Annotated in this window: 17 protein-coding genes and 1 pseudogene; 12 read left to right on the forward strand and 6 right to left on the reverse strand. The window is 50.4% G+C overall.

Annotation, left to right across the window (positions count from 1 at the left end):
* The 7 genes and pseudogenes from AC1RVX_RS28500 to AC1RVX_RS28530 form a co-directional block, all read left to right on the forward strand.
* Positions 1-516: pseudogene (locus tag AC1RVX_RS28500) on the forward strand (hypothetical protein); the annotation flags it as partial.
* A gap of 161 nt (positions 517-677) precedes the next feature.
* Positions 678-1,010, forward strand: coding sequence for a hypothetical protein (locus AC1RVX_RS28505; RefSeq protein ID WP_493219968.1), 333 nt, complete (start codon positions 678-680; stop codon positions 1,008-1,010).
* A gap of 44 nt (positions 1,011-1,054) precedes the next feature.
* A complete protein-coding gene (locus AC1RVX_RS28510) occupies positions 1,055-1,624 on the forward strand; it encodes a CPBP family glutamic-type intramembrane protease (RefSeq protein WP_493219969.1) in 570 nt (189 codons plus the stop codon).
* Positions 1,625-1,976: 352 nt separating this feature from the next.
* Positions 1,977-2,255: a hypothetical protein gene (locus AC1RVX_RS28515; RefSeq protein WP_493219970.1), complete on the forward strand. Its 279-nt coding sequence runs from the start codon at positions 1,977-1,979 to the stop codon at positions 2,253-2,255.
* A 96-nt stretch (positions 2,256-2,351) separates the two neighbouring features.
* A complete protein-coding gene (locus tag AC1RVX_RS28520; protein WP_493219971.1) occupies positions 2,352-3,002 on the forward strand; it encodes a hypothetical protein in 651 nt (216 codons plus the stop codon).
* 12 nt (positions 3,003-3,014) lie between these two features.
* The gene (locus AC1RVX_RS28525) at positions 3,015-5,141 is read left to right on the forward strand and encodes a peptidase domain-containing ABC transporter (RefSeq protein WP_493219972.1); all 2,127 of its coding nucleotides are present in this window, start codon (positions 3,015-3,017) and stop codon (positions 5,139-5,141) included.
* A gap of 493 nt (positions 5,142-5,634) precedes the next feature.
* A complete protein-coding gene (locus AC1RVX_RS28530) occupies positions 5,635-6,048 on the forward strand; it encodes a hypothetical protein (RefSeq protein ID WP_493219973.1) in 414 nt (137 codons plus the stop codon).
* 90 nt (positions 6,049-6,138) lie between these two features.
* Here AC1RVX_RS28530 and AC1RVX_RS28535 read toward each other — a convergent pair whose 3' ends face one another.
* On the reverse strand, positions 6,139-7,104 hold the full coding sequence (locus AC1RVX_RS28535) for a ribonuclease Z (RefSeq protein WP_493219974.1): 966 nt from the start codon (positions 7,102-7,104) through the stop codon (positions 6,139-6,141).
* 172 nt (positions 7,105-7,276) lie between these two features.
* Between AC1RVX_RS28535 and AC1RVX_RS28540 the strand changes: the two genes are divergently transcribed.
* Positions 7,277-8,569 carry a GNAT family N-acetyltransferase gene (locus AC1RVX_RS28540; protein WP_493219975.1) on the forward strand — a complete coding sequence of 431 codons (1,293 nt, stop codon included), beginning with the start codon at positions 7,277-7,279 and terminating at the stop codon, positions 8,567-8,569.
* Positions 8,570-8,625: 56 nt separating this feature from the next.
* Here the strand turns inward: AC1RVX_RS28540 and sodC are convergent, their stop codons facing one another.
* A complete protein-coding gene (gene sodC, locus AC1RVX_RS28545; RefSeq protein WP_493219976.1) occupies positions 8,626-9,138 on the reverse strand; it encodes a superoxide dismutase [Cu-Zn] SodC in 513 nt (170 codons plus the stop codon).
* A 290-nt stretch (positions 9,139-9,428) separates the two neighbouring features.
* On the opposite strand from sodC, the gene AC1RVX_RS28550 reads away from it, so the two are divergent.
* A complete protein-coding gene (locus AC1RVX_RS28550) occupies positions 9,429-10,592 on the forward strand; it encodes a hypothetical protein (protein ID WP_493219977.1) in 1,164 nt (387 codons plus the stop codon).
* Between the two features lie 39 nt (positions 10,593-10,631).
* On the opposite strand, the gene AC1RVX_RS28555 is transcribed toward AC1RVX_RS28550, so the two are convergent.
* On the reverse strand, positions 10,632-10,901 hold the full coding sequence (locus AC1RVX_RS28555; RefSeq protein ID WP_493219978.1) for a hypothetical protein: 270 nt from the start codon (positions 10,899-10,901) through the stop codon (positions 10,632-10,634).
* A 164-nt stretch (positions 10,902-11,065) separates the two neighbouring features.
* Between AC1RVX_RS28555 and AC1RVX_RS28560 the strand changes: the two genes are divergently transcribed.
* Entirely contained in the window at positions 11,066-12,607 is a 1,542-nt protein-coding gene (locus tag AC1RVX_RS28560) for a family 43 glycosylhydrolase (protein WP_493219979.1), read from the forward strand.
* A 111-nt stretch (positions 12,608-12,718) separates the two neighbouring features.
* On the opposite strand, the gene AC1RVX_RS28565 is transcribed toward AC1RVX_RS28560, so the two are convergent.
* The gene (locus AC1RVX_RS28565) at positions 12,719-13,198 is read right to left on the reverse strand and encodes a GNAT family N-acetyltransferase (protein WP_493219980.1); all 480 of its coding nucleotides are present in this window, start codon (positions 13,196-13,198) and stop codon (positions 12,719-12,721) included.
* The gene (gene bioB / locus AC1RVX_RS28570; protein ID WP_493219981.1) at positions 13,188-14,219 is read right to left on the reverse strand and encodes a biotin synthase BioB; all 1,032 of its coding nucleotides are present in this window, start codon (positions 14,217-14,219) and stop codon (positions 13,188-13,190) included. Before bioB ends, AC1RVX_RS28565 begins: the two co-directional genes overlap by 11 nt.
* A gap of 170 nt (positions 14,220-14,389) precedes the next feature.
* On the opposite strand from bioB, the gene AC1RVX_RS28575 reads away from it, so the two are divergent.
* Positions 14,390-15,037, forward strand: a complete 648-nt coding sequence (locus tag AC1RVX_RS28575) for a GntR family transcriptional regulator (protein WP_493219982.1) — start codon at positions 14,390-14,392, stop codon at positions 15,035-15,037.
* A 74-nt stretch (positions 15,038-15,111) separates the two neighbouring features.
* On the opposite strand, the gene AC1RVX_RS28580 is transcribed toward AC1RVX_RS28575, so the two are convergent.
* Positions 15,112-16,086: an MBL fold metallo-hydrolase gene (locus tag AC1RVX_RS28580; RefSeq protein ID WP_493219983.1), complete on the reverse strand. Its 975-nt coding sequence runs from the start codon at positions 16,084-16,086 to the stop codon at positions 15,112-15,114.
* A 155-nt stretch (positions 16,087-16,241) separates the two neighbouring features.
* Here AC1RVX_RS28580 and AC1RVX_RS28585 point away from each other — a divergent pair, with 155 nt between their 5' ends.
* Positions 16,242-17,162 carry a LysR family transcriptional regulator gene (locus AC1RVX_RS28585; protein WP_493219984.1) on the forward strand — a complete coding sequence of 307 codons (921 nt, stop codon included), beginning with the start codon at positions 16,242-16,244 and terminating at the stop codon, positions 17,160-17,162.
* Positions 17,163-17,182: the final 20 nt, after the last annotated feature.

Consider the following 17,182-nt stretch of genomic DNA (forward strand, 5'->3'; position numbering starts at 1 on the left):
GCAGGTACTGTGACGGCGCTGACCAATCAAAATGGACAAGCCATTAATGCAGGTCAGGTGTTGGCGAGCTTGATACCAGAGAACCAAGCGGGAAACAGCAAAACTGCTTTGAACAATCAGCTTGAAGCACACTTATATGCGCCCAGCCGTACAGCCGGTTTCATCACCCCAGGGCAAGAAGTATTCATCCGCTATGCCGCCTTTCCTTACCAGAAATTTGGTTTGTACAAGGCTACTGTGATTGATGTCAGCCGTACCCCGTTTGCACCGTCAGAATTGCCACAAAATCTGGCCAGCACAATCTTGAGCAATGCCCAGCAAGCGATTAACGGCTTTAACAGCAATGAAGCCTTGTACCGCATCAAGGTCAGGCTACATGAACAAAGCATCAATGCTTATGGCCAAGCGCAAGCCATCAAACCTGGCATGACGCTGGAAGCAGATGTGCTGCAAGACAGTAGAAAGATTTGGGAATGGGTGCTGGAGCCGGTTCTGGCTGTTACACAACATACCTAAATGCAATGAGAAAAGAATTTCAGAATTCGTTGCTGAGTCTGTCAGGAAAACCCAACAGACCCAGCTCGGAAAAACCGTTCAAGGTGGACTAGACCTTGAACGGAGCAGTAAAACCATGCCATGAGGTATGGTTCTCTTTAACTATATGAAGGATACACAAAATGCACGTAATTACAAATGAAGCATTGCTGAATCAAGTTGGCGGTGGCGACTTTGCAAGTGACGACAGCCAGAAGGACATTGCAATTGACCAACTTCCAATTGATGCAGGATTCAATGGCAATTCAGACATGATGGTGGCAGCAATTAACCCTACCCAAGTCGCTAATGTTGCAATAAAAATCTACAATGCTATTAATATAGTCCAAACGGTTAGTGACATAGTAACGGTTGTTGAAAACACTTATACATATGTATCCGACAAAATTAACGGCACATACAGCGGTGGATCAGATGGTTATACACTGCCGAATGGTGAAAGTTTGCCAACCTAAATAAAAAAATCCAACCAAGCTTTTTGAGCTTGGTTGGATTTGATATGTCAATAATTGCCAGTATCAAAGTATCGCCCTGCTTTTTGAAAAACTATAAAAATATGAAGTCAGTTGAGCAAAAAACCTTGGATTTCATTCATTTTTTTGAAACACAAAAAAATAAAGGAATCGTACGATACTGCATTTATTTCGCGGCGATAAGTTATTTGGCTTCAATGTTGGCGTTTTTTCTCATTCCAATTGACGAAAGTATACCTATACGGAAACATGTTTTTTATGTAGTCGTATTTGTTTTGCCAATGATTGAGACCTTAGTTTTTCAAGCGCTTCCATTCAGTATTGCCCGTCTGTTGCGTTTCAATACTTTTTCTAAGGTATTGGTGATGACAATTCCATTTGCAGTTCTTCATTATCCAAATGGATTGATCTCAATAGTAAGCGCCTTTTTCGCGGGCACAATATTTAGCGCATCGTTTATAGTCTGGGAAAAGAAAAGCTACAAGCATGCACTTGTCGTAGTGATGGCAATTCATATTTTGCATAACATGGCCATATCAGGAATGCTGCCTGTCCTCAGGTACGTGCTTTACTTACTAGGTAATGAATCACATTAAAACGGGTTTAACAGTAACAAAGCGCTCTACCGCATCAAGATCGGGCAACATGAACAAAGCATCAATACTTATGGCCAAGCGCAAACCATCAAGCCTGGCATGACGCTGGAAGCAGATGTGCTGCAAGACAGTAGAAAGATTTGGGAATGGGTGCTGGAGCCGGTGCTGGCAATGACGCAACATACCTGAATGCAATGAGAAAAGAATTTCAGAATTCGTTGCTGGGTCTGCCAGGAAAACCCAACAGACCCAGCTCGGAAAAACCGTTCAAGGTGGACTAGACCTTGAACGGAGCAGTAAAGCCATACCGTGAGGCATGGTTCTCTTTAACTATATGAAGGATACACATAAAATGTTCGAAATTACAAATGAAGCATTGTTGAATAGTGTTGCAGGTGGAGATCTTGAGCCGGATGATGACGTTCAAACTGTTGAAATATCCAGCCCTCGTATGACAGACCAAGAAAAGGCCGATTTCGACAATGAAAAAGCAGCTATTGCCACCGGGATAGATGCTTGCGCGCAGGGTGACATTATTACCTGTGCAGTATTTATCATTAACTCAATTCCTGAAACTGGCGAGACAACAAACACAGACGATTGGAATCACTGGAATTTATTTGGCAATTGATTTCATAAGTTACTGAATTGTCTGGATATGCTGAGAATTTTGTGCGACACGCTCTCAGCATATCTCTTTGAAGAAATTTGAATATATTCAGCACTCATGAAAAAGAACCTCATAAAGTATTTGACAATTACCAGTATTTTTCTTTTTACATCAGCCTGTAAAGGTTCTGATACGCGATATATTTGGGATGGCGAAGTTGTAGAAAGCAAGTATCAAGATTTTTTAAATAAAATCAAAGATCAAAATACTTTGAATGAGCTTGAATTTAGAAACTCGCGTGGTGCGCCTGCAAAGGCGGGTATCTTAACGGATGCGGTTGAAACACAAATTGACACAAAGGGAATACACACCTTTGCACGCGGCCAGTGTGCATCGACGTGCGCCAACATCTTTCTTTTAAGCCCCAAGCGAACTTTATTACCGTCCCTAAATAAAGTCCGCACACACTTGATGATACACGTATCCAGAACAAGTAGTAATGGAGAGATAGATTACGGCGGCTCTGAGAAGATGAATAAAAGAATTGTTTCAAAGAGTGCTGGAAAAATTCCATTGGAATTGCTCGATAAAATTTTTGATGCAAAAAATACACAAGGCGGAATTTATATTTTTCGTGAACCAATATTGACGGGTCAGGGTGAAGCCTATGTTCTGTTTTGTGCAGGAGACGAAGTGCCATTTCTTCGTGCCTGCCAACCGATTAAAGGCGTCAAACCACAAGACTTAGGTATTTCCATTGGTGAGTAAAGCGTAAATTTGATGAAATCCCTACTCCAAACCGAATCCAGCGAATGCGGCCTTGCTTGCCTCGCCATGGTCGCCAGCCACTTTGGCTACAACACTGACCTCGCGGACCTGCGTCGCCAGTTCTCTATCAGTCTCAAAGGCGCAACGCTGGCGCAACTGATGCGTCATGCATCGGCCATGCAGTTGAGTAGCCGGCCTTTGCGTCTGGAACTGGATGAACTTGACCAACTGGCCGTCCCTTGCATTCTGCACTGGAACCTGAATCACTTCGTGGTGCTGAAAGCCGTGCGCAAAGACTGGCGCGGCAAGCAAACACTGATTTTGCTTGACCCTGCTGTTGGTGAACGCCGCGTCTCTGTCGAAGAAGCATCCAAACATTTTACTGGTGTCGCCCTTGAGCTGGCACCCAGCCCTGCCTTTAAACCCAAGGAAGAAAAGAAGCAAGTTGCCCTGCGTGATTTGACTGGTCACATCGTTGGCCTGCGTCCGGCCATTGTCAAAGTCATTGCCCTGGCTCTGGCCTTGGAAATCTTCGCCATTTGCTCCCCTTTGTTCAATCAGTTTGTGATTGATGAAGTGATTGTCAGTGGCGATAAAGAATTGCTGACCGTGCTGGTGTTTGGCTTTGTCTTGTTGATGATCACCCAGAATGCCATCGGTCTGGCGCGTAGCTGGTTCTTGATGCGCTGGAGTATGGATATCAGCCTGCAATGGTCAGCACGGGTATTTGCCCATCTGGTGCGCCTACCCGTGGTGTATTTTGAAAAACGCCACCTTGGTGACGTGGTATCCCGTTTTGGTTCTATCGGCGCCATACAAGGCACGCTGACTTCCATGTTTGTTGAAAGCGCCCTCGATGGCTTGATGGCCTTGCTGGCCTTTGTCATGATGCTGGTGTACAGCATGAAATTAAGCGCGCTGGTGGTGGGCGCTGTGGTCTTGTACGCAGGCTTGCGCTGGGCTTTCTACCAGCCGTTTCGTGAAGCATCAAAAGAAAGACTGGTCTTGTCATCCAAAGAAAGCAGCCATTTCCTGGAAACCATGCGTGCGGTCACCCCATTGAAGTTGTTTGGCCGCGAAACTGAACGCCTGTCGCGCTGGCAAAATTTGAAAATGGATGTGCAGAATCGCGATATCAAGACGCAAAAACTGTCCATCATCTTCAAGGTCAGTAATACCCTGATCTTTGGTGTGCAAGGCTTGGCCCTGTTTTATATCGGTGCTGGATTAGTCATGCAAAACGCACTGACGGTAGGCATGCTGATGGCCTTTTCCAGTTATGCGGGCACGTTCACCAGCCGCATTTCCAGCCTGATTGATGTGTTTATCAGTTACCGCATGTTGAGTCTGCATAGCGAAAGGCTGGCCGATATCGTGCTGGAAGAGGCTGAACCAGAGACAGCAATGGAAACGGATATTTCGCGCATCCATCCTGAGATTGTTCTCAAAAACATCAAGTTCCGTTATGCAGAGGGCGAACCCTGGGTCTTGAAGGATATTAACCTGACTATCCCGGCAGGACAAAGCATTGCCCTGGTTGGCCCCAGTGGCTGTGGCAAGACGACCTTGTGCAAGATCATCCTCGGTTTATTAAAGCCGACAGAAGGCGAAGTGCTGATTGACAATATCCCCATCACGCAATTGGGTGTCAAAACTTACCGCCAACTGGTGGGGACCGTGATGCAGGACGATGTTTTATTGGCCGGTTCCATCATGGATAACATCAGCTTCTTTGATAGCCACATCAATCAGGAACGTGTCGAAGAAAGCGCCATGCAGGCCGCCATCCATCAGGAAATCAGCGCCATGCCCATGGGCTTTCAGACGCTGGTGGGTGACATGGGCAGCAGCTTGTCCGGTGGACAAAAGCAGCGCGTCTTGTTGGCCCGTGCCTTGTACAAGCAGCCCAAGGTGCTGGCACTGGACGAAGCGACCAGCCACCTGGATGTGAATAATGAACACAAGGTCAATCAGGCTCTGAGTCAATTGAAGCTCACCCGCATCATGGTGGCGCACAGACCAGAAACCATCAATGCAGCTGAACGCGTGGTGTCCATACAAGATGGTACTGTTATAGAAGTACGGGCTGCAGTACCCAAGACAGTGCTTGAGGATGTGACAGGGTTGAAACTTGCGTAGCAAAACGGATAGACCATCAATGAAGATCAGGTATTGGCGCGCTTGGTAAAGTGACAGCCAGCACGATCTTGAGCAACGCCCAACAGGCAAACTATCTACATTGGAGTGACGTAATGAAACGTAAAACAGCAATAATATTAATAACTACCGTCTATACGCTAATTCTTAATTTGGTTCTCGGGTATTTTCTTTTTTTTGTCGTTCAGGGAGTAAATGATTCTGTCGTAGTGGGGATTAAGCTCTTTTTCTTGGCGATTGTCTCGGTACTTTACGTTAGGTTTATGTGGTCACACAGGACAGTAAGAGGCATCTCGTACCGTATCTGGAAGTAGGTAACAGGGATACAGTCACTGAGGAACAATACATGCATAGCAAAATTTCAAAAATCTCGTTTTACTGCATGTCGGCGACGAATTGAGATTTACATTGTCTTGTTTTCTGAAGGTAGTAAAGTGGAAGCCAGGTTAAAAAAAATTTATGAAGAAAATTTCGAATGAACTCAGCAAAATCAACCAATCTTGGTAGCGAGAGCATGGCGCTCTATGCACTGATCATCTGCAACATTGCAGGCTTATCTTTTTACGTTGTCAACGCCATTCTCAACCAGGCACCACTTCTGAAGTTCTGGCTGCCAGCCTTTGTCTTCCTTGTCCTGTATGGTTATGTCAGTACTGACGAGTACAAAAAACTGGATGCCCACACAATGACCAAAGGGCGGAACTCTTTGAAGTCTGGCATATTTTTCCTCGCAGTCTTGATATTGATCATCGCGATCAAGGATTGGAAGGCATCTCCGCTGGGCTTCACGGACGCACTTATTTTGGCTCTTTTTTTGAGCAATACAAAAGATTACATTGTTGCTGTGTTAGCGATACGCAAATTTTCAAGTCCAACTGATCCGCAATGAGCATGCATTCTTCCTGCTTTTATTTCATTGGAACAGACAGACCAATCAAGCAGACCTGCTGACGGCAGGTCCTCCGGTGAACCACCACACTCAAAGCACCTCCACCCGACTCAACTCCCCATTCTTATGCAGCCTGAAACGGGCAAAGTCTTCTGCCAGGAAGAGATTGCCGTGGTAATGGGCTTGTGCTTCGGCCTGGATGTCGACAATCGATGGGGATTGTGCCAGGTCATACTGGTAACGCGGGCTGAAATGGGTCAGTACCAGATTGGGTAAAGCGATGTCTGCGGCAAATGTGGCCACGTCTGCGGCGGAACTGTGTTGTACCCTCGCGCCGACTTTTTCTGCGATGTCGGTGGTGTAGGTCGCTTCGTGTACCAGTACCTGGGCCGTGGCACATGCCTCGCGCAACAGGGCTGGTGTGTCGTTGTCACCGCCGACCACGATACGGCGCGCAGTGTGCGGGTAAGTCAGGTAATCGCTGCTGTGCAGGGTTTGCCCTTCGTGTGCTACATCTTCACCATTTTTTAATCGTCCCCACAGGGGGCCTTGCGGTATGCCTTCTGCACGCAATTTCGCAATGTCCAGTACGGATTCTGTGCGGGTTTCGGTAAAGCTGTAGGCGAATGAAGGTACGCGGTGTGACAGCTTTGTGGCCTGCACCTGCAGCTTGCCGTCGGTCCAGGCTTGCATGCTTTCTACGGCGATGAATTCCAGGTCAAACGGCAAGAATAACTCCGTCAATTCTTGCGTCGCTTTCAACCAGTCAGCAATACCTGCCGGGGCAATAATCGGCAGCGATGCCTTGCGGCCGGACATGCCTGCACCTGCCAGCAAACCCGGCAAGCCATAGCAATGGTCGCCATGAATATGAGTAATAAAAATCGCCTGCAAGCCGTGTACGGACAAGGGTGTACGCTGCAATTGGTGCTGGGTGGCTTCGCCACAATCCACCAGATACCAGTCACTGCCCTGCTCTGCCAGCACCGCCAGCCCGGTCACATTCCGCTGCCGCGTCGGGGCACCGGCAGAGGTGCCTAAAAATAATATATCCACAAAATCCTTTTATACTTTAACGTCTGTTTAGCTTTGACACAGCGCGCAAAAATAAACCAGCGCTGCTGCGTGATACGTCACATTAGCACAAAGCGCTGGAGCAGAAATCATGTTCATGTTCCGACTGGATATACAATAGGCGAAATTCAGATTCACCAATCACATTACACCCATGAAAATCCCAGCCGCCCTGCAATCACTGACCACTTCACTCATCGCACGCAACAAGGAAAGAAAACGCCTGCGTGGTCCTGCGGATTTGCATTATGCACTGGCCGATTCGATCAGCATGCTGGATGCAGCGGCGTGGCGGGAAGTGACGGCGCAGGCTGGTTTTTTTATGTCGCTGGATTATCTCAGCACGCTGGAACAGGTGTTGCCTGTCAACCTGTCGGCCCGTTATGCCTTGATTTTTAGTGGGCTGGGTGCTGAACGTCAATTGCTGGCGGCGGTGTATATGCAGATTGCTGACATCAGCCTGGCGCAGGCACGGCCAGAGAAGCCAGAAAAACCCGCAGATGCCGATAAAAAATGGGGTTTGCCAATAGACCAGTTGGCGCAGGCGGCCAAGCAGCGTGTGCTGACTTGCGGTAACTTGCTGATCTATGGGCAGCACGGCATCGCCTTTGCGCCGGATGTCGATAGCAAGCTGGCCTGGCATGGCGTGGTGGAAGTGTTGTACCGCGTGCGCCAGGCAGAAAAGCTGGCGGGCAAGACGCATTTTGTGATGATTAAGGATTTGCATGATCCTTACATCAAGCAGGCAGCGCATCTGGAAAACCTCAGTTATCGTTATATCGAAACCGAGCCGAATATGATGTTGACGCTGGCGCCGGAATGGAAAAACTATGACGATTACCTGGCCAGCCTGGCATCCAAATACCGCGCCAATATCCGTAATGCGATTTTTAAGCCTATGGACGAAGCGGGCTGCACGATAGAGCACTTGCCTGATCTGGCCCCGCACATGGACAGCATTTTTACTCTGTACAAGGCGGTGCAGGTGAATGCCGGGTTTCGTCCGTTTGAACTGTTGCCGGATTATTTTCTGGCACTGCAAAACGTCGCTGGTGACCGCTTCCGTTGCAGCGTCGTTAAACGTGATGGCAATTTACTGGGCTTTTTGATTTCGGTGGCGGATGGTGACACGGCGATTGCCTACCATATTGGTTTTGACCGTGCTGCGGCTGCTGATTTGCCAATTTATTTGCGCCTGCTGCATGTCGGTATTGCTGATGCACTGGCGCTGGGGTGCAAGCAAATATCGTTTGGCCGTACGGCGCTGGAACCCAAGGCGGCCCTGGGTGCAAAGCCGCAAACCTTTGGCATTTTTGTGCGCCACCGCCAGCCGGTATTGAACAAGCTGATGAAGCGCCTGCTGTTAGGTATAGAACATGAAGACGCGCCGGAGCGCAATCCCTTCAAGAAAGCCAAGGCGGGCAAGGATGCGGCAGAGGCTGCATAAATCTCAAACACCGCTGCTACCCTGCCCCGCTATCTGCGTTTAAGAACCTGTTGGCTCTAAGAAACGCCGCAGACCACGCGTGCACCACCGCCCCCCAGCACTGCCGGGTGATCAGAGTGGTTGTCGCCGCCGAAATGTATCATCAGTGAACGGCCTTTCAGGTCTGACATTTTGAGGCGCGGGGCCAATACGGGCTGGTTGGCATTACCACTGGCATCGACAAACAACGGTGGTAAATCGCCCAGGTGGCCATCGCCCCATGGGGTGCCGTGGTGGTTGCTGTTTTCTGGATCATAGTGGCCACCGGCAGCAATGGCGGGTACCATCTTGCCGTCTTTTTCTTTGGTGCTGCAATCAGGGTTTTGATGTACATGGAAGCCATGCAGGCCAGGTGTCAAGCCGGTCAATGCCGGGGTAAATACCAGTCCATATTTACTTTCAGAAACTACTACCTGTCCCACTTTGCCACCGACGCCAGCTTCGCTGACCTGGTTCATGGTAATGGTAACGTCAGCCATCGCCAACAGGGGGAAAGTGGCGGCAATACAAAATAACAGACGGGATTTCATGCTATGGTCTCCAGGGTTTGTTCAGTTTCAAATTCAGTTTCAAATTCAGTTTCAAATTCAAGCACCGCCAGCAAACTGCTGCAGTGCATTGTTGAGACTATAGGTGACAATCCGCCAATTGGCAATTTGAAACGCCACATGACCCATTGTGTACCCCTTACGTACCCCTTACGTACCCATCTCATACCCATCTCGTACCCGTTCTGCAACGCATGTAACGGCATGTATCCAGACGATTGGACAAACCCTGTAGCTGCTCGCATAATCTGGATACAGTCGCAGTAGTGACTATGCCCCACACAGGCCGATTGACTGACCATCCGAGACAGATCTTGTTCGCCTTCAACTTTACCGCAAAAAACAGCGCGCAGCAGGTCGTCACCGACCGGGTTGTAGCTACCAGCTATGAAGAAGCACTGGTGACGCTGAAAAAAGCCGGTTATACCGACATCAATATGATCAGCAGTGCTGATACGGCGATTAACCTCAACGATGAAAGTGCCAGAAACCGGCTGGAATTGACAGCAGCAGAAGAGCAGCAATTGCAGCGCCAGCCTAGCCTGCTGATGCAACTGGCGATGCTGTTTGCCCGCAATGCCAGTTGGTGGGGGCCATTGCTGGTGTGGTGGGCCATCGCCACGGCCATGTATGGCTATGCCAGTACAGCCGCGCTGATCCCAACCGCCTTGCTGGCGTTTCATGTGGTAGGCTTTATCTGGTCGAAGGTACCCATGGTTTTGTATAACCGTACGCTGGAAGCCTGCACCTGGAACCGCTGGGCAGAGGCAGAACGGCTCATGCGTGCCATTGCACGCTGGAAATCATGGTTCAAGACGCCCATGCCTGAACATGAAATCATCTTTCGTCTGGCCACCGCCGAAGCCGGCCAGGGCCGCCTGGCAGATGGTTTGAAACGCGCAGCGGTGTTGAAAAATGATCGGTCGCTGAAGCCCGGCTTTTATGAATCCAGGTTATCGTCCATCTATTTTGCAGCGCGGGACTTTCAGCAGGTCGCCGTGGCCCAGCATGCTTCACGCAAACTGAATTCTGGCCCTGCCCCCACCATCGACCTGGCCACCACCCTGGCACGCCGTTTGGGCAATTACAAAGGGGCGGAACTATTGCTGGCAGAACTCAACAGCGCCAACCTGTCGCAGATGGAACGCCTGTTTTACCTGTATTGCCAGGGCGTCGTCAGCCTGAACACCGGGCGGCCAGAACTGTCCATCACCCAGCTCAGTGAAGCCTATGAGATCACCGCAGCCTATGCCAGCATGCCACTGATGCAGTCCACCGTGACAGAAATCCGCGCCCACCTGGCCCTGGCCTTGTGCGCCTGTGGCCGCCAGGTAGAAGCCAACCCGCACGCCCTGGCCGCCCATACCTTGCTAATGGCATGGCGCGACACGGCCATGCTGCAGCGTTTGAAAGATGCCTTGCGGATTGCGGCTTGATCAAAAGACAGAGGCAATAAGCCACATCAGCTACCTCAGTCACATAAACGTCAAGCTCCGCTTCCGCTGACCAAGCTTCAGCATCTGCAATGCAGCAAGACATCTGCTGCAAAAGATGCGCTTGCGCAGTCTTGCCTGGTAGTCTGATACCTTCCCCCGCATCTCCTCGGCAGCCCTCTTGCGCGGCAAAAATTTGCTGCCCCGCACCACGATTCCTATGCTAATTCCATCTAGCAAAAGCGAAAAAAGGCATTGGTTATTTCCAATATTGTGAACGATGCTGCTTGTTGGATGGGCAATATCGACCATCGCCCATCCAGCCTTAGAGGCTGTTGCAAAATTAACCTGGCGTTGTTGCGCCTCCTTGCCGTACTAAAGTACTGTCTTCGTCGGCGCGCCTAGCCATCTTAATTTTGCAACAGCCTCTAAGGCTACTAAAAGCCAAACTAAAAATCACAATATTGGAGACAAAGATGAGCAATGGAACTACACAAAGATTATTTTCAAGATGGGCCAGATCACTGCTGATGAGCGTCTGCGCCTTGGGTGCATATGCTTTGACTGCGGCCCCCTCTTTTGCTGCCAGCCAGGTCATACAAAATGACGTGTTCTGGAAAGATACCTCCGGCACCCCTGTCTATTCTCAGGGGGGCGGCATATTGAAGGTAGGCAGCACCTATTATTGGTACGGCGTTAAATATAATGGCGCGGTCACTTATGCGGCCAACCCTGCATCAAAAAATTCAGACACCAGTTTTAATGCCGTGACGGTCTATTCATCGACCGATCTGGCGCACTGGAAATTTGAAGCCAATGCCGTTTCCGTCGCACCGGCAGGACAAGTGTTTGAATCTGCCACGTGGCTAGGTCGCCTTGGCGTGGTGTACAACAGCACGACGCATAAGTATGTGCTGATCACGCAGTATTCCAGCACTGCCATGGGGGCTGGCGTGTTGTTCGCCACCAGCAGTTCACCCACCGGCCCGTTTGTGTATGACCACATGCAGGCACAAATTACCAACGTGGTCACGCCTGCTACAGGTGATCAGACGGTGTTCATTGACGATGATGGAAAGGCGTATTTAATTTTTAGTAACTCCAATGGTCGCTCGCATTTATATGTGGCACCAGTACGTACGTCTGATTCATTGAACATTGAACCGGCTACCAATATCTACAATAGCGGATCCGGTGGTCGTGAAGGCAATGCCATGTTTAAATACAATGGCACCTATTATTTCTGTTCATCTGATCTGCATGGCTGGAACGCCTCGCACACTTACTGCATCACGGCCAACAATATTACCGGCCCCTATTCTGCTGAATTTGTCATGGCCGGTACGGATGCCGATTTTTCCCATGTGACGCAGACAGGATTTTTTATACCTGTACATGGCAGTGCCGGTACGACGATATTATTTGCCGGTGACCGCTGGAGTGATTTTGCCGGTAACGGCATAGGCTACAACCAATGGACCCCATTATCGTTTAGCGGCACCACCCCTAAATTTAACTCAATGAGCCAGTTTAATCTTGATGCAGCGACAGGCAACTGGACCGTGGGTAGTGGCAACAACTACATTTTGAACCCGAGTTTTGAAGCAGACCGTGTAGGGCAAAACGTTCTGGCAGGTTGGTCAAACTGGAGCAATCTGTCGGGCGTTGACCCGAACAGCAATGTGTCCGGCGGCCACAGTGGTCATTGGGCGATGACGCAAAGTTATACTGCCGCCTACAGCGCCAGCATGTACCAGAATGTCACGCTGCCAAATGGCACTTACACGCTGACTGCCTGGGTAAAAAGCAGTGGCGGACAAAGTATTGCGAGAATTTTCGTCAAAAACTTTGGCAGCGCTGAAATAGACTATTCCATCAATGCAACCATGGCTAACTGGACGCAGATTTCCATTCCCAACATCGTCGTCAGCAATGGCACGGCGCAAGTGGGTGTGTACTCGGTAGCCAATGCCAACAACTGGGTGCGGGTGGATGATTTTACCTTGATCAAGAATTAAAAGACCACGGAACTGCATCATCTAGAATTTGCTAGACTTTGCTCGACTTGAGCAGTTCCAGCCCACCCGCTTTGAGTCATTGCGGGTGGGTGCAGCAAGATTATTTTGCTCCTATACACGTCCTATGACTCTAGACATAAGGACTGCACTGACAGGGCCTAGGTCTACAGATTCCATCGCCTGCCAGCCGAGACTTGCGTACAGTGATTCATTGTGCGGTGTGAACAGATATAGCTGGGTATAGTGCAATTGTTCAGCTTCCGTAATCAGTCTCTTGGTCAGGGCAGATGCCACGCCGCGATTTCTATATGCAGGAACAGTCAACACCGACGACAGCCAGGGTGTTAAATGCTTATGGGTGATCGTACTGGCAACCAGGCTGGCCGCACCTTGCAGATGACCTTCATCTGACATGGCAATCAGTGTCACCGGCAACGCGTTTTCAAGTAAATCTGTACTTAAGCCAGCCCGTATGCGCGACACCCTTTCTTCCAGCGTTGTCTGGGGACTCAAATAAGAAAATAATTCATGCTGCCAATGGGCAACCTCCGGCACCAATTCTGGGTGGTCACGTAAATTTTCAATTCTCATCTGGTGTTTCCTGTGGGGTTGGCTTCAGGCCCAATTTTTCAAACAGACCGGCGTCGCGTTCCCTATCCGGGTTATCTGTGGTGAGCAGTTTTTGTCCGCAGAAAATGGAATTTGCTCCAGCCATGAAGCACAGTGCTTGCAGGGTGTCGCTCATGTTTTCTCGTCCTGCGGAAAGTCTGACACGGCTCAGTGGCATGCATATCCTGGCGATGGCAATCGTTCGTACAAATTCAAAAGGATCAATGGGGGCAGCATGTTCAAGCGGCGTGCCTTTGACAGGCATGAGCTGATTGATCGGTACTGATTCAGGGTAAGGATCAAGATTTGCCAGTTGCGCGATCATGGTCGCTCTTTGCCTGCGGTTTTCACCCATGCCCAGTATGCCGCCAGAGCAAATTTTAAGACCCGCGTCCCGCACACATTGCAGCGTATCCAGCCGGTCTTGATAGGCCCGTGTGGTCACTATGCTGCCGTAAAAATCAGCCGAAGTATCGATATTGTGATTGTAAAAATCAAGGCCAGCATCTTTCAAGGATGTCGCCTGATCTGGGGTCAGCATGCCCAGGGTGATGCAGGTTTCCATCCCCAATGCGCGCACGCCCCGTATCATCCCGGCCAAAGCTGGCATATCCCTTTGTTTGGGATTTCGCCAGGCTGCCCCCATGCAAAAACGGCTGGCACCAAGCTGCCTGGCTGCACGTGCGGCATCGAGCACTTCTTCCAGCTCCATGAGTTTTGTTGCCTTGATGCCGGTGTCATATTTTGCTGACTGTGAACAATAACCGCAATCTTCCGGGCAACCGCCCGTCTTGATGGACAGCAAGGTGGATATCTGGATTTCATTTGGCGCAAAGTGCAGCCTGTGAACGCGCTGGGCTTCATATAACAAATCTGAAAATGGCTGCTCGTACAGCGCTTCTATGTCCTTGATGTTCCAGCGAAGTATGGCGGGGGCCACGGTCTGGTTTTCATGCGGTGCCGATGGTGCCGATGGTTGAGATTGTGAAAGTTGCGATGTCATTGCGATGCACTCCGGTTAACTTTGCCAGTGCCAGGATAGGCCCTGGCATTTCAAGCCAGACCAGAAAATTATCTATAATCTATAATTAAATCTAGATAACTGGTCTTTAGCTCAATTAATCTGATCTTGATGTATATTTAGCTGCAATACAAATCAATTATCTATAAAATATGGGTGAGCATGTCTTACAAACGTTCACGTCGGCGGACCGTATTGCGGAAATACTGCGGGATCGTATCGTCTCCGGACAACTCAGCGGCAACACCCCACTGCGCCAGGATCATATTGCAGAAGAATTTGGCACCAGCCACGTGCCGGTACGGGAAGCGTTTCAACGCCTGGAAGCACAAGGGCTAGTGATCAGCCAGCCAAGACGTGGGGTAAAAGTGACGCCAATCAACCCCGCCACGATCAAGGAAATGGTGGAAATGCGCTGCGCCCTGGAGGTGCTGGCCTTAAAACATGCCGCACCCAAATTGAAGGCGGAGCACTTGCAGGCCATTGAAGCTGCGCAGCTTCAATGCAATAACGCAACGTCTCTGGCAGAATGGGATGCTGCCAATCGCAAGTTTCATGAATCACTGGTTGATGCCTGTGACATGCCACGTTTGCTGGCAACGCTACAGATGCTGTGGCTGACCAATTCGCGCTTTGTTTTCGCGGTGGGACAAGTGCGGACCTGGCAACCGCATTCTGATCAGGACCACAGCCTGATCATCGACGCCCTGCGCAGCAGCAATTTTGAACGCGCCGCCATGCTGTTGGGGCGACACATTAATTCAGCCGAGCGGATAGGGTTTCCGGCGACGCTTAATTGATTGTTCCATCGAACGTGGATGATGAACCTGATAACCAAGCTCATCACCCGCTTCAGCCATCAAACTTCAAACAACTATGGCATTTGCGTAAAATTCACCGGCAACCACTGATACGACGAACCCGTCTTTTTCAAATGCCCCATGCCAGGAAACTGCATGTGCGATGCCGCGATCAAGGTGCCGTCTTTTGCTGCCTGCGTAAATACTTTTTGGCGCGTGGCAGCGGCTTCTTTGGCGTGGGTGTCAAAACCGACGGTGACTTCTGGCTTATCCAGCTGCACGGCTGCAACGTGGATCAAATCGCCGGCCACCAACAATTTTTGGCCCTGGCTTTCGATGAGGTACGAGGTGTGCCCTTCAGTATGCCCATGGGTGGAATACGCTGTCAGGCCAGGCAGCAGTTCGCCATCCTTGGCAAAGGTCTGCAACTTGTTGGCTGCCTTGTAAGGGTTCAGTGACGCCATCGCGCCCTGAAAAAATCCCTTGGCGTCGGCAGGTGCCTGTTCCAGATTTTTTTCGCTGAGCCAGTAATCTGCCTCTGCCTGGTCCACGTGGATGTTGGCATTGGCAAATGCCATTTCATTGTTGACCATCAAGCCACCTACGTGGTCAGGGTGCATGTGGGTCAGATAGATGTCGTCGATTTGCGCAGGCGTATAGCCAGATGCCTTCAAATTGGCGATCAGCTTGCCCAGGCTGGGGCCGAACAGGCCGCTGGCACCAGTATCGATCAAGATCAGCTTGCTGCCAGTATTGATGAGGTAGCCGTTCACCGAGGTTTCCAGCGGTGCCTGCAAATATGATTTCGACAGGGCGGCAGTGGTTCTTTCTGCTGGCTCCATCAAGATTTTATCGACCGGCAGTTTGACCGTGCCGTCACTGAGGGCCGTCACCTCAAACGCGCCCAGCATCACGCGGTAATACGCGGGTGCCGATGTTTTTACCATCGGTGCGGCAGCCAGTGCAGGCGTGCCACCAAAGCCAATGGCACCGGCAACAGACAGAAATAAGGCGGCACGGGCAAATTGCATTAATGTGTTCTTCATCATGATTCTTCCTTCGGGCGTTGATCGCCATGGGTTGGTGGGTTGTTGCGTTGTCGAGCAGACAGCGAGACAGATTCTATTTCTTTGCAAAAATAGGTACAATCACTCTCAATGCAAACCATCTTTGCGTTTTACGCAAATCAAAGCCCAGGTACTCCATGTTTGACGCGATACAGATTTTTTTGGACGTGCATGCGGCAGGCAGCCTGTCTGCGGTCGCTAAAAAGCGCAATGTGGCGGTGTCATCCATCTCCAGAAAGATCGATGCGCTGGAGACAGAACTGGGCATCAAATTATTCCACCGCAGTTCCAGACGCTTGTTGCTGACTGATTCTGGCGAACAATTCCTGCCCAGGGCAAAAACCATTGCAGCAGAACTGGACGACGCCCGGCAAGCCATGTCCGCACTCAATGCCGACCCACGCGGCTTGCTGACCGTGACAGCCCCGGCAGCCTTTGGCCGCCGTCATGTGGCACCGGCAATCGCCAGTTTTTTAAAGCGTTACCCATTGATGGAAGTGGACCTGCATGCCAGCGACCAGGTGGTTGACTTGTCCACCCAGCGGGTGGACGTTGCCATACGTATCGGCGTATTGCCCGATAGCGACCTGGTGGCAAGCACCTTTGCACCACATTACAGACTGACCTGCGCCAGCCCCGCCTATCTGGCACGCCATGGCCGCCCTGCCGCACCGCAAGACCTGCTGCAGCACAACTGCCTGACCGTGGCAACACCACCCCTGCCCGCTGGCTGGTGGACTTATCCCAACGTCAATCGCGAAATGACACTGCCCATCCGTGGCAGCTTCCGCTCTGACGATACCGAATCACTGTTACAAATGGCCCTGGCTGGCATAGGCATCGTCCACCTGGGTAGCTGGATGGTCTGTGACTATATCGAATCCGGACAATTGATCTCACTCTTCCCCGACAGCGGCATCCCCACCAAAATCCGCCCCGGCATTCATGCTGTCCGCATGCCTGGCCGTTCCCACGCCGCCAAAGCCCAGCTCTTCATCGCCCATCTGCGCAGTGTGTTTGGAGATCCGGTGTATTGGGACAGGGTATTGGGGGATTGAAGTGTAAAACATGTAAGAAA

The organism is Undibacterium sp. GW821-FHT11B02, assembly GCF_058808955.1.

What these genes read in the sequence shown, in the direction of transcription:
- AC1RVX_RS28505 (WP_493219968.1), top strand. Translation starts at nt 678, where the DNA reads ATGCACGTAATTACAAATGAAGCATTGCTGAATCAAGTTGGCGGTGGC.
- AC1RVX_RS28510 (WP_493219969.1), top strand. Translation starts at nt 1,055, where the DNA reads ATGTCAATAATTGCCAGTATCAAAGTATCGCCCTGCTTTTTGAAAAAC.
- AC1RVX_RS28515 (WP_493219970.1), top strand. Translation starts at nt 1,977, where the DNA reads ATGTTCGAAATTACAAATGAAGCATTGTTGAATAGTGTTGCAGGTGGA.
- AC1RVX_RS28520 (WP_493219971.1), top strand. Translation starts at nt 2,352, where the DNA reads ATGAAAAAGAACCTCATAAAGTATTTGACAATTACCAGTATTTTTCTT.
- AC1RVX_RS28525 (WP_493219972.1), top strand. Translation starts at nt 3,015, where the DNA reads ATGAAATCCCTACTCCAAACCGAATCCAGCGAATGCGGCCTTGCTTGC.
- AC1RVX_RS28530 (WP_493219973.1), top strand. Translation starts at nt 5,635, where the DNA reads ATGAACTCAGCAAAATCAACCAATCTTGGTAGCGAGAGCATGGCGCTC.
- AC1RVX_RS28540 (WP_493219975.1), top strand. Translation starts at nt 7,277, where the DNA reads ATGAAAATCCCAGCCGCCCTGCAATCACTGACCACTTCACTCATCGCA.
- sodC (WP_493219976.1), bottom strand. Translation starts at nt 9,138, where the DNA reads ATGAAATCCCGTCTGTTATTTTGTATTGCCGCCACTTTCCCCCTGTTG.
- AC1RVX_RS28550 (WP_493219977.1), top strand. Translation starts at nt 9,429, where the DNA reads ATGCCCCACACAGGCCGATTGACTGACCATCCGAGACAGATCTTGTTC.
- AC1RVX_RS28555 (WP_493219978.1), bottom strand. Translation starts at nt 10,901, where the DNA reads ATGGTCGATATTGCCCATCCAACAAGCAGCATCGTTCACAATATTGGA.
- AC1RVX_RS28560 (WP_493219979.1), top strand. Translation starts at nt 11,066, where the DNA reads ATGAGCAATGGAACTACACAAAGATTATTTTCAAGATGGGCCAGATCA.
- AC1RVX_RS28565 (WP_493219980.1), bottom strand. Translation starts at nt 13,198, where the DNA reads ATGAGAATTGAAAATTTACGTGACCACCCAGAATTGGTGCCGGAGGTT.
- bioB (WP_493219981.1), bottom strand. Translation starts at nt 14,219, where the DNA reads ATGACATCGCAACTTTCACAATCTCAACCATCGGCACCATCGGCACCG.
- AC1RVX_RS28575 (WP_493219982.1), top strand. Translation starts at nt 14,390, where the DNA reads ATGGGTGAGCATGTCTTACAAACGTTCACGTCGGCGGACCGTATTGCG.
- AC1RVX_RS28580 (WP_493219983.1), bottom strand. Translation starts at nt 16,086, where the DNA reads ATGATGAAGAACACATTAATGCAATTTGCCCGTGCCGCCTTATTTCTG.
- AC1RVX_RS28585 (WP_493219984.1), top strand. Translation starts at nt 16,242, where the DNA reads ATGTTTGACGCGATACAGATTTTTTTGGACGTGCATGCGGCAGGCAGC.